The organism is Rhodanobacter humi, from assembly GCF_041107455.1.
Lineage (GTDB): Bacteria > Pseudomonadota > Gammaproteobacteria > Xanthomonadales > Rhodanobacteraceae > Rhodanobacter_A.
The window spans coordinates 1,389,403-1,404,094 of record NZ_JBGBPY010000001.1 but is presented as its reverse complement, the minus strand read 5'-3'; the positions used below and the strand labels follow the sequence as shown (position 1 = coordinate 1,404,094).

Below are 14,692 nucleotides of genomic sequence, written 5' to 3'. Positions count from 1 at the left end.
TCTTCCGCAAATGAGGGAGGATTTCAGGAAGCAGGGGGACTTCCAATCCAGTTGACCTGAGCGAGATCTATGAAGACAAACGTCGTGTACGTCGAGCCGCAAGCGGTAGAAGAGCGATTGGCGCAGATGGAATTGGCGGAAGAGGTGCTAGTCGAGGCTCTCCGTCTTGCGCATGTGCATGCTGCAAGACTCACCGGGAACCACCCGCGCATCTACCCAGGCATTGTGATGTGGGCTGAGGTCGTCGCGTCTCTTCGCAACTTGCTCAGGCCTATGGGCTGGCATCGATCTGACTCCAGCGTCTATGAGCTGGTGATCAATGGGTGCGAGACGCTGGGTATTGCCGTTGCGTCAGGAGATGAGGGAACCGGGATCGAAGCGGGCCATCCTTCAAACAAATCACCTAAGGGTCGCTACACCGTGAAGGCAGTCGATGCGAACCGGCAGGCCGACATGTTTGCCGAAATGTTGCCGCCACAGTCCGCCCCTTCTGTGCTCGACACTTGGGTCTTGCTCCATCACTTTGACCCCAAGAGAAAGGAGAGACGCATTGAGCTCTCGAGGCCGTTGGATATGGATTCAGACGGCAAAATCATCGAATGGTCGGAGCGCATCATCCTTACTCCGCTGTCGTTTGATGATGATTTCGATGACATCGTTTTACCCGAAACGCCTGATATCGATTTCGAGGTCCATCGTAAGGTCGAGTAACTGCCTATGTTCAATGAAAAAAGGTTTGCCCTTGCCCGAAGGAGGCGAGGGATGACTAAAAAGATGCTTGCAGAACGTGTGGGTGTAAGCGAACGATCTATCACTGGTTATGAAAGCGGAACGCAAGAGCCAGAAACACCCACCATTCGGAAGATCTCTGACGCGCTTCGGTTTCCCGAAGCGTTCTTTTTGGGTGACGTTCCGGAGTTGCTCACTCCTGATGCCGCCAGCTTTCGATCACTTTCAAAAATGAGTGCAAAGCAACGCGATTCTGCGCTGGGAGCCGGGTCGATTGCATTGATGCTCAACGATTGGATTGAATCAAAATTTGACCTTCCGATCCCTGACGTCCCAGATCTAGGGCGTGACCACGTGGCACTTGATGCTGACTTGGGGGACTCGTCTTCGATAGATAGCTCCGACGACTACCCAAGTCACACGGGTAGTCAGGATCCAGAGGCTGCGGCGGAGACGCTTCGGGCGCACTGGGGGCTGGGTGAGCTGCCCGTCAAGAACATGATTGCTTTGTTGGAATCGAAGGGTATCCGTGTCTATTCTCTGGCAATTGACGCCAAAGAGGTTGATGCTTTTTCGGTCTGGAATGGCGGTAAGCCGTTTGTGTTCCTGAACACTTACAAGTCGGCGGAGCACTGTCGGTTCGATGCTGCGCATGAGCTTGGTCACTTGGTGTTGCACAAGCACGGTCAAACGCAAGGGCCGGAGCTCGAACGGGAGGCAAATGCATTCGCCTCCGCGTTCTTGATGCCACGTGGAAGTGTTTTGGCAAACTCACCACGTGTTGCAACGCTGCCCGCGCTGATCAAGCACAAGAAGTACTGGTCGGTTTCGGTTGCTGCCTTGAACTATCGGTTGCATTCGTTGGGACTGACGACAGACTGGGCTTACCGCACTCTATGCATCCAATTGGCTGAGGCAGGGTTTCGGAAGAGCGAGCCTGAGGGTGTGCCTCATGAACGGTCTTTGTTGCTGGAGAAGGTGTTCTCGGTCTTGCGCCAGGAGGGTACGACTAAGGCATCTGTTGCCAGTCAACTAGATATTGAGCCAAACGAAATCAACGAACTCACCTTCGGGTTGATGCTGAACGTGCTAAGCGGGGGGGGCTCAACCACCAAGCCATCTTCTAGTAAGAAGGCGAGACTGCGTCTTGTCTAAGAATTAGCGTCCCTTCCCATAACGGCTGCCAGTCATTTCGGGAATGACTGAACATCGTGCCGTGACTTCCTGACCATCGTGCTATCGAAGCTGATTGCGGCGGGTAGTGTCGCAAAAACTTGCTTGTTGACGCGATGCTCCAAGTGGCAGTAGTTCTAAAAAAAGCACCGCGCGCAACGCGCGGTCTCATGGGGACAACACGATGCGTGCACGTTGGCAAGGGAACTGCCTGTGGGCAGTGGCGATGCTGGTGCTGTCGGGCTGGTGCCACGCCCAAACGGTGACCCCGGAAGACGAATACAAGCAACTCATCAAGGTCAACCAGGACATCCAGCCGCTGGGTGCGCACCCGTTCGGCGAGAACATCAGCCTGTACGACGGCACGTTGTCGTTCGAGGAGACCGACGTCAGTTTGCCGGGTAATGGCCCAACGATACGGCTGGGTCGATCATTGGCATCCGAGGTGTGGGCCGGGTCTGGGGTCAGTGCACCCTATCCTTTCGGCGATTGGGATCTGGCTATCCCGCGCATTGAGACCATCACGGCGAATACGATGGGTTGGAAGACATCGACGCCCGGCACGATGGCGGGCGACGCGAATCGTTGCACCAACTTCACGCCTCCGCCATACGCGCCCTCTACGGTCGGCGGTGGTAGCTCATGGGCGCCGGAGCAGTTTTGGTACGGCTACCACCTGCTTATCCCCGGACAGGGCAGTCAGGAATTGATGCCACGCGCCACGGCGAACACGCTCACACCCACGATGAGCGGGATGAGCTTTTCGATCGTCACCAAGAACAACTGGATGATCGGTTGCGGCGTCACCGCCAGTGACGGTGGCGAAGGTTTCATCGCGATCGCGCCCGACGGCACGCGCTACACCTTCGCGCATCTGGTCTATCGCCCAGCGGCAATGCTTTCCGAGCCGTACGGTACCCCGCCTCCGCCGTCGACGTACACATCCGCCCAGAGCGGCCCTCACCCCATGATGGCGACCAGCAACATTCTGTATCGCAGTGACGCTCTGATGTACGTCACACAGATCCAGGATCGCTTCGGCAATACGCTGACCTACAACTACGATCCGAGCACAGGCTATCTCTCGAATATCACGGCGAGTGATGGACGGAAGGTGGCGCTCAGTTATGTGCCGGGCACGCCGTTGGTGCAGACGGTGACGGTACAGGCCAGCAACGCCACGCCCCGCACGTGGACTTACAGTTATGCCAATGACCGGTTGACCGGCGTGCAGCTACCCGACGGCAGTGCTTGGTCATACAACTTGAGTGGCCTCGATGTCGCCTTCTCGGGGGCGCCGATCATCCAGCCGAACGATGGCGGTTTCTGCCAGTCCAAAACGTTGCCTACCTTGCCGACGGGCACCGTGACCGGCAGCATCACGCACCCTTCGGGTTTGACTGCCACGTTCACCTTGACACCGATGCTACACGGGCGTTCCTACGTTCACTGGGAGTGCTACGGATCGGGATACCTAGCCTCCCTCTATCCGGAGTACTACGCCCAGTATTCGATGACCAGCGAGGTGGTGTCGGGCGCCGGCGTGTCCACGGAGAGCTGGAACTACAGCTACTCGCCGATGAACGAGAGCTGGGACAACGATCCCTGCGCGACGAGCGGCACGTGTCCCACGGCGGTCTATACCGACGTCGCCGATCCAGGCGGCAACGCCACACGTTACTCCTTCAGCAACCGCTTCGATGCAACCGAGGGGCAGCTGCTGCGCACGGACTACTACAGCGGCGCGGCTGGCGGCACGGTGTTACGTTCGGTGGCCAACCTCTACGCCAATCCCACGGGAGGCCCGTGGCCGACTTCGTATGGTGTCGATCTGCAGGGTCGCGACAACACCGCGCAGACCACGGAAGATGCGCCGCTGCAACAGCGCACGATCACCCAGGAAGGCCAGAACTACACCTGGCAGGCGCTGGCCTTCGACGCCTACGCGCAGCCCACCGACGTGAAGCGCTACAACGACATCGCCGGGCAATCGCCGATCGAGGAGACCACGGCCTACCTCAACGACACGAATCTGTGGGTGCTGGGCCTGCCGCAGACCGTGACCAACGTGGGCACGGGCGAAGTGGAGTCGCACAACACCTACAACAGCCTGGACGAACTGACCGCGCGCGCCCGCTTCGGCGAGACGCTGATGAACTACACGTGGAACAGCGCCGGCCAGTTGGCCAGTTTTGAGGATGGCGACAACCACACCACCAGCTTGAGCAACTACTACCGCGGCATTCCGCGGACCATCGCCTATCCCGACAGCACCAACGAGACCTTGGCCGTCGATGACCTCGGCCAGATCACGGCGATCACTGACCAGTCCGGCCACACCACCGGCTACAGCTACGACGCGGTCGGCCGGATCGCGCAGATCAACTACCCCTACGACAGCAGCATCGACAGTGCGCAGTGGTATCCCAAGGTGTTCACCTACGCCTACGTGACCGGTGCGGAGCGCGGCGTGGGCGCTGGCCACTGGCGACGCACGGTCACCCAAGGCAGTGCCACCGACACCACGTATTTCGATGCCGAGCTGCGCCCGGTGCTGGACGACACCTCCAATGGCAGCGCGGACATCAGCACCGCCACCGGCTACGACTGGCGCGGCCTGACCACCTTCGCCGCGTATCCGGAGGCCGGTAGCCCGGATCTGTCGGCGATCACCACGGGCACGCACCGCACCTACGATGCCCTGGGTCGTCTGACCCAGAGCCAGCAGGACTCGGAGCTGGGCCTGCTGACCACCACCACCCAATATGTGGGCGGCCCCGGCACCCAGGTGACCGACCCGAAAGGCAAGGTCACCACGACTTACTTCCAGGCCTTCGACCAGCCCGTATACAGCGCGCCGTGGTCGATCAGCGCTCCAGACGGCGTGAGCCAGGGCATCGCGCGCGATATCTACGGCGAGCCGACCGCGATCACCCAATCGGGCAGCTACGGCACCGAGACGGACAGCGTCACCAAGACGCTGATCTATGACAGCTACCACCGCCTGTGCCGCACCACCGAGCCTGAAACCGGCAGCACGGTCATGGCCTACGACGGCGCGAACAACCTCGCGTGGAGCGCCGAAGGCCAGACCATCACCGAGAGCGGGTGTGGTCAGGATCAAGTGGCTGCCGCCGTACAGACCGCGCGCAGCTACGACCCGATGAACCGCGTGCTGACGATCGCGCCGCCTGCGGGCACGCAGGGCACGACCTACACCTACGATGCGCTGGGCCGCGTGCACACCGCCGTCTCGGGTGTCGCCACGCAAGGGTTTGCCTACAACAGCTTAGGTTCGCTCACGGGCGAGAGCCTGCAGGTGGCCGGCAGCGGCTTCACTTGGGCGCTAGGCTACGGCTACGACGCCTACGGTCACCGCGCCACGGTGAGCTACCCGGCCGGTACCGGCACGAGCGAAAGCGTGAGCTACGCGCCCGATGCCTGGGGCCGCCCCACGCAGGCGGGCAGCTACGCCACCGGCGTCGGTTACTTCCCGAACGGTCAGGTGGAGAGCTTCGCCTACGGCAACGGCCGCATCTATGCCGCCACGCAAAACGCCCGCCTGCTCACCAGCGGCTTCAGTGACGGCACGGGGAGTACGACGGATCTGCAGGAAGCGCTCACTTACGATGCCGACGGCAACATCACGGCGGTGACCGACCCCAGCGGCCTGCGCACCAAGAGCTTCGGCTACGACGACCTGAACCGCCTGACCAGTGCGACCGCCGCCAACCTCTACGGCACGGAAAGCTACACCTACGATCCGATCAACAACCTGCGCACCCGGCTGACCGGCGGCCAGACGCTGACCTACAACTACGACGCTACCAACAAGCTGGCGAGCATCACCCAGGGCGCCAGCACGATCGACAGTCTCCGCTACAACGCACAAGGCGACACGATCGCCCAGAACAGCACCACGCTGGCCTTCGATGCCAAACATCAGCTGACCAGCCTGCCGGGCGTGGAGAGCTACACCTACGACGCCGCGGGGCGGCGGGTGGTGAAGCAGCCGGCGAGCAGCTCGCCCACGTACTACTTCTACGATCAAGCCGGCCAGCTGATGTATCAGTACGCTCCCGGTACGGCCACGACCACCAACTTCATCTACCTGGGCACCCACCTGGTCGCCCGGCACGACCACGTGCAGCTGTCTCAGCCCGGCGCCATCAGCTTCGGCACCAATCCCACCGCCGGCAGCTCGGCGGTGAGCTGGGGCAGCGCCTTGGCCGCCACCAGTTACACCTTGCAGCAGAGCAGCGACGGTGGCGGCAGCTGGAGCACGGTGTACGGCGGTGCAGCGACCAGCACGACGGTGTCGGGCCTGGCCGCTGGCGGTTACGTCTACCGGGTGCAGGCCTGCATCAGCAGCAACTGCAGCGGGTGGACGACCTCGGCCACGCTGGGCGTCTGGCCGGCGATCCCGACGGTCAGCGTACCGGGCGGCACCATCAACGGCCCCTACACGGTGAGCTGGACGGCGGCGACAGGTGCGACAGGCTACACGGTGCAGGAAAGCCTCAATGGCGGTGCGTGGGCCGCGGTCGCGACCAATACCACCGCCACCTCGATCAGCCGGCCGGGCACCACGACGGGCAGCTACACCTACCAGGTGGAGGCGAGCGATGCCTATGGCACGGCGGGCTGGAGCGCGACCTCGGCGGCCGTGAGCGTGAACACCAATTACGGCGTGGTGCCATCACCGGTGCCGACCTTGAGTGTGCCGGCCGCCAGTTATACGGGCAGTGCCACGGTGAGCTGGACGGCGGCGTCGCCGGTGACGAGCTACACCCTGCAGCAGAGCAGCAATGGTGGCGGCACCTGGGCGACGGTGTACAGCGGCACGGCCACCAGCGCGGCTCTGACCGGGCTGGCTGACGGCAGCTACACGTACCACGTGCAGGCCTGCAATGACACGGCCGGCAACTCGGTGTGCACGGCGTGGCAAGCTGGCAGCACGCTGGTGGTGACGCTACCGCCGACGAGTGCCCCCAGCCTCAGCGTGCCGGTAAGCAGCACCAACGGCAACTACACCGTGAGCTGGGGTGGTGTGGCCACGGCGACCAGTTACACCTTGCAAGAGAGCGTCAACGGCGGCAGCTGGAGCACAGTGCAGTCGAACGGCAATGGCAGCTGGAGCACCAGCGGTCGGGGCAACGGCAGCTACGGTTATCGCGTGCAGGCCTGCAACGTGGGCGGCTGCGGGCCGTGGAGCGGTACCGGCACGACCACCGTGTTGTTGCCGCCCGCCGGCGCGCCGAGCCTGAGTGTGCCAGCCAGCAGCACCACCGGCAGTTACACGGTGAGCTGGGGTGGTGTCGCCACGGCGACCAGCTACACGCTGCAAATCAGCATCGACAGCGGCGGCTGGAGCACGGTGCAGTCGAGCGGTGCGGCGAGCTGGGGTGCCAGCGGCCAAGCCACCGGAGCCTATGCATACCGCGTGCAGGCCTGCAACGCGAGCGGCTGCGGGCCGTGGAGTGGCACGGGCACGACCAACGTGCTGTTGCCACCAGGCAGCGCGCCGAGCCTGAGCGTGCCGGGTAGCAGCACGAACGGCAGCTACACGGTGAGCTGGGGCGCGGTGGCGACGGCATCGAGTTATACCTTGCAGGAGAGCGCCAACGGCGGTGGCTGGAGCACGGTGCAGTCGAGCAATGCGACCAGTTGGGGCACCAGTGGTCGCGGCGACGGCAGTTACGCGTACCGGGTGCAGGCGTGCAACGCGAGTGGGTGTGGGCCGTGGAGCGGTGCCGGTACGGTTGCAGTGGCACTGGTTCCTGCAACGCCTACGCTCACGGTGAAACAAACCCCCGGCGCGAGTGGGCACATTTTTGCATCGCTCACTTGGACCGCAGAGCCCAATGCAACGACGTACGTGGTGCAAGAAGAGAGTGGCGCCACTATCACCCAGATGTACTCGGGATCCAGCACAACGTGGACGGGCGCCTATACCGGCCCCGTGCGCTCCTTCCGAGTGGAGGCATGCAATAGCAGCGGGTGTTCGCCTTGGACCAGTTGGGATTAGTACCGTCGACGATGATGAGGTCGTCGCCGAGGCGTGAGGCCATTGCGATAGCGTCACGCATGACGCTTCGCAATATGTTTGATCGCTCATGCATGTCTATATGCATCGGGTTACGTCTATGCCATGGCTTGTCCGTGATACGGCCATGACGATCGAGAAAGGACACACGATGAAGATCAGTCAGCGCGTCATTCGCTCCCTGTGCCTGTTCGGCCTTTGGTTGGGTTTGGGGCTGCAAGCCCATGCGCAAACGGACACGGTGACCTACGTCTACACCGATCCGCAGGGTACGCCGCTGGTGGAGGCGGACGCGTCGGGCAACGTCATCGCGCGCTACGACTACACGCCCTACGGCAGCTCGGTGGCGTCGCTGGGGAGTCCGCCGGACGGGCCGGGCTATACCGGACACGTGAACGACCCGGAGACGGGGCTGGTGTACATGCAGGCGCGGTACTATCAGTCGATCGGGCGGTTCTTGAGTCCGGATCCGGTGGGGCCGAGTCCGGGCAATATCTACAGTTTCAATCGGTATGCCTACGTAAACAACAATCCAATCAATCGCACTGATCCTGACGGTCGATGCGCTGACGGAGTGACTTGTGACCAGATGGTTCAGAGCTACGGAAAATGGGCTAACGATCATCCACAAGAAGCTGACAAGATAGGCGGCACCGTTGGAGTAACTGGCGTAGGAATAATGCTGACAGCCTCCGGTCTAGGCGAACTCGTCGGCGCAGTGAAAACCATCATCCTAATTGACAAGGTGACGAGCCAGACTGGTGAAAAGGTCGTAACAAATCTGGCCAAAAATGCAATTAAGGATGATGTCAAAGGTAATGTCCGACAGATCGTAAAGAGCGGCGGAAATAAGCAATTTCGCAGTGACACAGCTTCCGCAATGAAGGGCGCGGCGGTAAAGGCCGTCGAGACTGAACGAGGAACCGTACAGGTCGGCACGCACAGCGATGGTTCAACGGTCAGCGCAAGGTCTTTCTCTACTAGTGACCGCCCCACTATTCAGGTCAATCAGCCCAACACCTCGACTACGACCAAAGTGCGGTATGAAGAAAATGACCAATAAGGCAGACGAACTGAGCGCAAAATTATCTGCGCGATATGGCCTGGCCGCACTGAATTGCAAAGACTGGGGCGAACTTGAGCTATTTGGCGGGCTGGGAATGGACGCCACGACCTTCAATGCCATTGCGAATGCAGCAATCATGCGCGGAGACACTGGCGTCACGATCTATGAGCTGGAGTCAATCAAAATTGAATTCCCTCCGGTATCGATCTATCTTAATTTTTACTCATTCAATCACCTCAAAGGGGACATAATTTCTCATTTTGAGGTCGCCGCCCTCCCACCTTCTAAAACATGGGCCGCCCTATTTACGAATGAGCTAAAGACCTTTGTCTATGGGCCTGTAGCGTTCCTTTCGGATGTCGCCTCGAACATTCCCAATTTATAGCTGCACGACTTGCCACCCCAGTTTCTTCGCCAAATCCTCGGCTCGCGGGTGGTGGTCAGGTTCTGCGCCGGAACTGGTCAGTTGCGCTGGCAATCTCTGGTCAGTGCTATGGCAATACGCAAATGAATGCCTCGCGTTGCCGTTGGCCACCTGCCGTTGTGTTTCCTGCGGTGCCAAGATCGCTCCAGTCACCATTTTGGTTAGGGCCGCGCCCGCGGCCCTTGCTGCTTGCCAAACACTCATCGGTCATCGTGGAGTCCGCCCACGTGCGCGTCGTGCGTTGCACAGAGTCATGGGCTCAAGGCCCAGCCCTTGATGGCTCGGTCCGCGTGCGGCCCGATGCGCGAAACGGGTGCCAATGGCTACGGCCTTTTAGAGCGACTTGCCCTGGATCAAATCACATTCCGGCCTACGATTGTCAGCGTGATCATCTGAAAGCGCAGGCATGATCGAACGTCGTATCTTCGTGCAGCGTGAGTGGCACGATCAGTAAGCCGACAGTGCGTACGAGCTGAGCGGCGGTGGCCAAGGCATCGCAGATGCTAGGAAGTTCACAGCCAGCGCGACACGCCGCCATGATGCGAACACGTCTCTCGATGGCTTTGGCTGAAGCTGTAGCTGCCATCCCTGCATTGAGCTGTCGCTCCGTTGGGGGCATTGCCTGACACGGTGTGCGCGGGTCGGTGGACTGTGTTTCCGGCTTTGTTGACGTAGCTTCCCGGCTCGATCAGACGGTCATCGTGTGCGGGTGCTGTCGGCCGCTGCTGCGTCGGCTGCGCTGGCTGGGACGGTGCGAGCCGGTAGGCGGGTGCGGCTGTAGCAAAGACACAGGCCAAGCCAAGCGCAGTGGCCAGGATGAGTTGCCGGTACATGAGTTTTCCCCTGTTTGCCGGTATGCGTCGACAAGCGCGCACCCTTGGTACGTGGGGCAATATAGTCTGACCGCAGCATGATGTCAGATTTTGCCTACGCCGTTGCGCAGCGTCTTCCGATAGCTGCTTGGTCGCGAGCGCTGCAAATTAGTCGGGCCCGGGAAGTGTGGGTCCTCGCCAATGCCCCGAGCGCCCCGAGCCGTCGCAATCCCCCTTGCACGGTTCACTGGCCCCCGTAAGGGGGCCTTTCTCATATGGATGGGTGGCCGATGATCGTCTACACCCTGCAGCAGACTGACGATGGACAGTGGAACATCTGCCGCGAGCAAACCTGCTTGGCGAGCCGCCTTACCTTGGCGCGAGCCATCACCGAGGCGCGCAAGCTGGCGCGGGACCAGCACGCTCGAACTGGTTTAACCACCTCGGTGGATCTGATCAGTCCGGAACGTACGACTCGCTTGGGCCACTATGCTCACCCCAACGCCGAGTCTGACGACACTGCCGTGGCTTGACTGCGGGTATCGCACATAACAAGTGGATGCGCACACCTCGTCGGCCCGGATAGTGGCCACTCGCGCACAGCTCACTCGCCAGCCGCTACAGACGCACATTGCTCTCGCGGTTGCTGCTCGGTTGTACGTTGCAAGTCGTACGTCGCACGGACCCCGGATTTGATCCTTGGTCGGATTACCTGCCGTGGCTGACGTTCTGCGAGGGGGTTTCCTACATCGCTAACTGCGATGCTGCGGCAGAATCAAGCTGCTCCCGAAGTCTGGCCCGATCCGACCAAGCTGCCAGGCGTAAGCCAGCCGGCACGGAAAGTCAGGTGGAACCGACGACGGGGGCACAAATCCAAGTGCCGCAAATCCGTGCCTTTAGCGCTTCCACTCGCGGCAGCCATGGCGGATTTTTCTAGGCCGCCTAGATCGTCAGCGCTTGCGTTTACCCAAGCCCTTGAAGTTCTTGGTCAACCGCGCGAGCTCGTCGTCTGCGCGACATCCTGGGAAATCTGACGCAACCGCAGCATTCTCCTACGCTGGGGGTTGCAGCAACTCGACGATATCCACTCCCAGAGCCTGAGCAAGCCGTTCGAGGCCATCGACGGAGATGTTGGTAACGCAGCGTTCGAGTTGCGAGACGTATGTGCGGTGGAACTCTGCTGCCTCAGCCAGTTGCTCTTGGCTGAGTCCTTGATCTGTGCGTAAGCGGCGAATATTCGCGGCAGCACGGGCGCGTGCTTTTGGCAGGGATCGCGGCGAGGACTTTGAAGGCATGCCTCCAGCCTGACCATCTACCGGCTTGCGTTCTACAGAGTATAAATCTACTTCTTTTAACTCTACATCCCGCTCGGTCGGTGCGAACGCCATAGGACGGTCACGCTGTGCAGCGCGGGTGGCTGGTGCCTCCAATAGAAGGGATGTATCCCCCTGCACGTCGCCTTGGCCCCGATGTCCGCATGCGACCTCGGCCGTCGCCTCAGGCTAGACGACCTTTGGGGCGTGGACACTCCAAGTGGCGGCAATTTCGCTGGGGTCCCTAAGGCGCCATCCCTCTACGCAGGGGGCTGGAGCAACTCGGCGGCGTCCACCCCCAGAACCCGAGCGATCCGCTCAAGGCCGTCGATAGAGATGTTGGCCTTGCAGCGCTCGAGCTGTGACACGTAGGTGCGATGCAGCTCAGCCAATTCACCGAGCTTCTCTTGGCTCAGGCCTTTGGCCTTGCGTTGACGGCGAATGTTCGCCGCGACGTGAGAGCGAGCGCTTGATGGGAATGCGTGCAGAGACTTGGAAGGCATGGAGTCAAGCCTCCGCCTCTACTGTCTTGCAATCTACAGAATATAAATCTACTGTATATATGCTACATATCGGTTGTGGCTGCGGATCTGTGCCTGATCGGCTGTGGCAGCCGCCTGCGCAAGCCACACGCAACCGGCCTCGCCCGACGACAGTGCGCACCCAGGAACACGACTGGGCCGGCACGCGAAGAGGGCCAACCCAGGGGAAAGCAAAGGACGCAGCATGAAGACAAGCACGCTACGCAATGCCATTTCCATCGCCTTGCTCGCCGCCGCCATCGGGCCCGGCGAGTGGGCCATGGCTCAGGACGCCACGAAGGACACGACCGCGCAGGGCAGGGCGCCAGTGACCGACGCTCCGGCCAAGACGCACCCGAAGAAACCGGCCGGCACATCCACACCGCCAGCGGCCACCGACCTGCAAGCCGTCACGGTCACTGGCACGCGCATCCGCGGCGGCAACACGCCGTCGCCGGTCATCACCATCGGCAGCGAGCAGATCCAGCAGGAAGGCTTCACCGACCTCGGCGAGCTGATCCGCAGCGTGCCGCAGAACTTCTCCGGCGGCCAAAACCCGGGGGTGACAGTAGGGGCGATTCAGGGGGACCCCAGCAATCAGAACGTCACCGGGGGCTCGGGCCTGAATCTGCGCGGGTTAGGGCCGGATGCGACGTTGACCCTGCTCAACGGTCGCCGCCTGTCCTACGGCGGGTTTTCCCAGGCCGTAGACATCAGTGCCATTCCGTTGGAGGCGGTGGAGCGCGTGGAGATCGTGCCGGACGGCGCCTCGGCCATCTATGGGTCCGACGCGGTGGGGGGCGTGGCCAACGTGATCCTCAAGCGCGACTTCGACGGCGTGACCGTGGGCGCGCGTTATGGCGGCGCCACCGACGGCGGGCTGATCACCCACGAATACAACGCCACCGCCGGCACTGCGTGGGCTACGGGTGGCCTGATCGTGGCGGGGGAGAAAACCTCCAACGATCCGATCTACTCCGACCAGCGTGATTACACCCAGTCGATGTACCGGTCTTCGACGCTGTGGCAGGGCAACGACCTTCGCAGCGGTTTGCTCAGCCTGCACCAGTCGCTGGGAGATGCCGTCGAACTGCACCTGGATGCGCTCAGGAGCGAGCGGAACATCATGACCGCACAGGCGTACGCCAGCGCCTATTACCCCAGCAGGACGGCGACCAGTGTCACCACGGTGGCGCCCAGTCTCGACGTATGGCTGCCAGGCGACTGGACGCTCACGTTCGGCGGGGATGTGGGAAAAGACAAGGCTTCATCGGTCCAGTTGGCGGTGAGCAGGGCGAACGGGGCTATCACCGGGCGCAACGCCAGCGAGTTCATCAACAAGATCCTGGCTTATGAAATCGGCGCAGAAGGACCGTTGTTCACGCTGCCAGGCGGTGAAGCGAGGCTCGCTACGGGTGCCGGCTACCGGTACAACGATTTTCAGTATCCGAGCGGTAACACGGTCTACGCCAATGGCGATGAAAGCAGCCGTTTTGCCTACGCCGAGTTGAGCCTGCCGCTGGTGGGGCCGGAGCAGGGCATCGGCGGAATCGAGCGGATTGAACTGACAGGTGCGGTCCGCACCGAAGATGGCGATTACGGAAGGGTGACCACGCCCAAGTTCGGTGTGATCTATGCGCCCAGCGCCGATTTCTCGTTGAAGGCCACCTGGGGGAAGTCGTTCAAGGCGCCTACGCTCGTGCAGCGCTATTACACCCAGTTCGCCGTCTACTATCCGGCGGCGACGCTGGGGCGTGGTTATCCCGTGGATGCCACGGCATTGTGGCTGTCGGGTGGAAACGCGGACCTGCATCCGGAGCGGGCACGGACCTGGAGTGCCTCGCTGGCATTCCATCCGGAGGCGTTGTCTGGCCTCGAGATGGACTTGGCCTGGTTCGATATCGACTACAACGCGCGGGTCGTGCAGCCCATCACCACGGCCAACAACAACGTGCTCGGCAATCCGATCTACGCGAGTTTTGTCGATTACGAACCCGCCGCGGCGGTTCAGGCCGCAGCGCTTGCGAACATCGCCAAGAGCAACTTCATCAACGCCGTTGGAGTGCCTTACGACGCCAGCAAGGTCGTGGCGATCATCGACAGCAGGTATGTCAACGCATCCCGACAACGGGTCAAGGGGCTCGACCTGTCGGGATCGTATCGGTTCGACCTGGGCTCAGGGCGGTTGGTGGTCCGTGGCTCGGCCAGTTGGTTGGATAGCTCCCAGGCTCTGACAGCAGCTCAAAGCCCTTACGCCCTGGCCGGCACGTTGTTCAATCCGGCCAGGATCAACAGCCGGATCGGGGCAGTCTGGCAGCAAGGTGGCTTCACCGCTTCGCTGTTCGGCAACTACAAGAGCGGGGTGACCAACCCTGCCGACGGCAGGAAGGGCGCCTCGTTCACCACCTTCGACGCCATGTTGCGCTATGACACCGGCGCGCGCGATGACGCATGGTCGAATGTGGCGCTGGAGTTGTCGGCGCAGAACCTGCTCGACCGTGCGCCGCCGCTGTATGCCGTCACCTCGCTGACCTATACGCCTTATGACTCGACCAACTATTCGGCAGTCGGCCGTCTCCTGAGCCTTTCTTTGTCCAAGCACTGGTGA

General features: G+C 61.5%; 10 protein-coding genes. 7 read left to right on the top strand and 3 right to left on the bottom strand.

What is annotated here, in order from left to right; translation table 11 throughout:
• The first annotated feature begins 69 nt into the window (after window positions 1-69).
• The 5 genes from AB7878_RS06215 to AB7878_RS06195 all read left to right on the top strand — a co-directional run bounded on the left by AB7878_RS06215 (window position 70) and on the right by AB7878_RS06195 (window position 9,399).
• Window positions 70-711: a hypothetical protein gene (locus tag AB7878_RS06215; protein WP_369493523.1), complete on the top strand. Its 642-nt coding sequence runs from the start codon at window positions 70-72 to the stop codon at window positions 709-711.
• Between the two features lie 6 nt (window positions 712-717).
• A complete protein-coding gene (locus AB7878_RS06210) occupies window positions 718-1,884 on the top strand; it encodes a helix-turn-helix domain-containing protein (protein ID WP_369493522.1) in 1,167 nt (388 codons plus the stop codon).
• A gap of 202 nt (window positions 1,885-2,086) precedes the next feature.
• Window positions 2,087-7,930 (top strand): hypothetical protein, encoded by a 5,844-nt coding sequence (locus tag AB7878_RS06205; RefSeq protein WP_369493521.1) that lies wholly within the window; start codon window positions 2,087-2,089, stop codon window positions 7,928-7,930.
• Window positions 7,931-8,075: 145 nt separating this feature from the next.
• On the top strand, window positions 8,076-9,011 hold the full coding sequence (locus tag AB7878_RS06200) for an RHS repeat-associated core domain-containing protein (protein ID WP_369493520.1): 936 nt from the start codon (window positions 8,076-8,078) through the stop codon (window positions 9,009-9,011).
• Window positions 8,992-9,399 carry a hypothetical protein gene (locus tag AB7878_RS06195; RefSeq protein ID WP_369493519.1) on the top strand — a complete coding sequence of 136 codons (408 nt, stop codon included), beginning with the start codon at window positions 8,992-8,994 and terminating at the stop codon, window positions 9,397-9,399. The genes AB7878_RS06200 and AB7878_RS06195 overlap by 20 nt, the downstream gene beginning before the upstream one ends.
• 551 nt (window positions 9,400-9,950) lie before the next feature.
• On the opposite strand, the gene AB7878_RS06190 is transcribed toward AB7878_RS06195, so the two are convergent.
• Entirely contained in the window at window positions 9,951-10,271 is a 321-nt protein-coding gene (locus AB7878_RS06190) for a DUF3761 domain-containing protein (RefSeq protein ID WP_369493518.1), read from the bottom strand.
• 269 nt (window positions 10,272-10,540) lie between these two features.
• Here AB7878_RS06190 and AB7878_RS06185 point away from each other — a divergent pair, with 269 nt between their 5' ends.
• Window positions 10,541-10,783, top strand: coding sequence for a hypothetical protein (locus AB7878_RS06185; protein ID WP_369493517.1), 243 nt, complete (start codon window positions 10,541-10,543; stop codon window positions 10,781-10,783).
• Between the two features lie 519 nt (window positions 10,784-11,302).
• Here the strand turns inward: AB7878_RS06185 and AB7878_RS06180 are convergent.
• Together AB7878_RS06180 and AB7878_RS06175 are read right to left on the bottom strand one after the other, a co-directional pair.
• Window positions 11,303-11,638, bottom strand: a complete 336-nt coding sequence (locus AB7878_RS06180; RefSeq protein WP_369493516.1) for a helix-turn-helix domain-containing protein — start codon at window positions 11,636-11,638, stop codon at window positions 11,303-11,305.
• A 185-nt stretch (window positions 11,639-11,823) separates the two neighbouring features.
• Complete coding sequence (locus AB7878_RS06175; RefSeq protein ID WP_369493515.1) at window positions 11,824-12,066, bottom strand: helix-turn-helix domain-containing protein; 243 nt, start codon at window positions 12,064-12,066, stop codon at window positions 11,824-11,826.
• A gap of 223 nt (window positions 12,067-12,289) precedes the next feature.
• Here AB7878_RS06175 and AB7878_RS06170 point away from each other — a divergent pair, with 223 nt between their 5' ends.
• Window positions 12,290-14,692, top strand: coding sequence for a TonB-dependent receptor plug domain-containing protein (locus tag AB7878_RS06170; protein ID WP_369493514.1), 2,403 nt, complete (start codon window positions 12,290-12,292; stop codon window positions 14,690-14,692).

Excerpts from the sequence above, each read along its gene's own strand:
- AB7878_RS06215 (WP_369493523.1), top strand. The coding sequence starts at position 70 with ATGAAGACAAACGTCGTGTACGTCGAGCCGCAAGCGGTAGAAGAGCGA.
- AB7878_RS06210 (WP_369493522.1), top strand. The coding sequence starts at position 718 with ATGTTCAATGAAAAAAGGTTTGCCCTTGCCCGAAGGAGGCGAGGGATG.
- AB7878_RS06205 (WP_369493521.1), top strand. The coding sequence starts at position 2,087 with ATGCGTGCACGTTGGCAAGGGAACTGCCTGTGGGCAGTGGCGATGCTG.
- AB7878_RS06200 (WP_369493520.1), top strand. The coding sequence starts at position 8,076 with ATGACGATCGAGAAAGGACACACGATGAAGATCAGTCAGCGCGTCATT.
- AB7878_RS06195 (WP_369493519.1), top strand. The coding sequence starts at position 8,992 with ATGAAGAAAATGACCAATAAGGCAGACGAACTGAGCGCAAAATTATCT.
- AB7878_RS06190 (WP_369493518.1), bottom strand. The coding sequence starts at position 10,271 with ATGTACCGGCAACTCATCCTGGCCACTGCGCTTGGCTTGGCCTGTGTC.
- AB7878_RS06185 (WP_369493517.1), top strand. The coding sequence starts at position 10,541 with ATGATCGTCTACACCCTGCAGCAGACTGACGATGGACAGTGGAACATC.
- AB7878_RS06180 (WP_369493516.1), bottom strand. The coding sequence starts at position 11,638 with ATGGCGTTCGCACCGACCGAGCGGGATGTAGAGTTAAAAGAAGTAGAT.
- AB7878_RS06175 (WP_369493515.1), bottom strand. The coding sequence starts at position 12,066 with ATGCCTTCCAAGTCTCTGCACGCATTCCCATCAAGCGCTCGCTCTCAC.
- AB7878_RS06170 (WP_369493514.1), top strand. The coding sequence starts at position 12,290 with ATGAAGACAAGCACGCTACGCAATGCCATTTCCATCGCCTTGCTCGCC.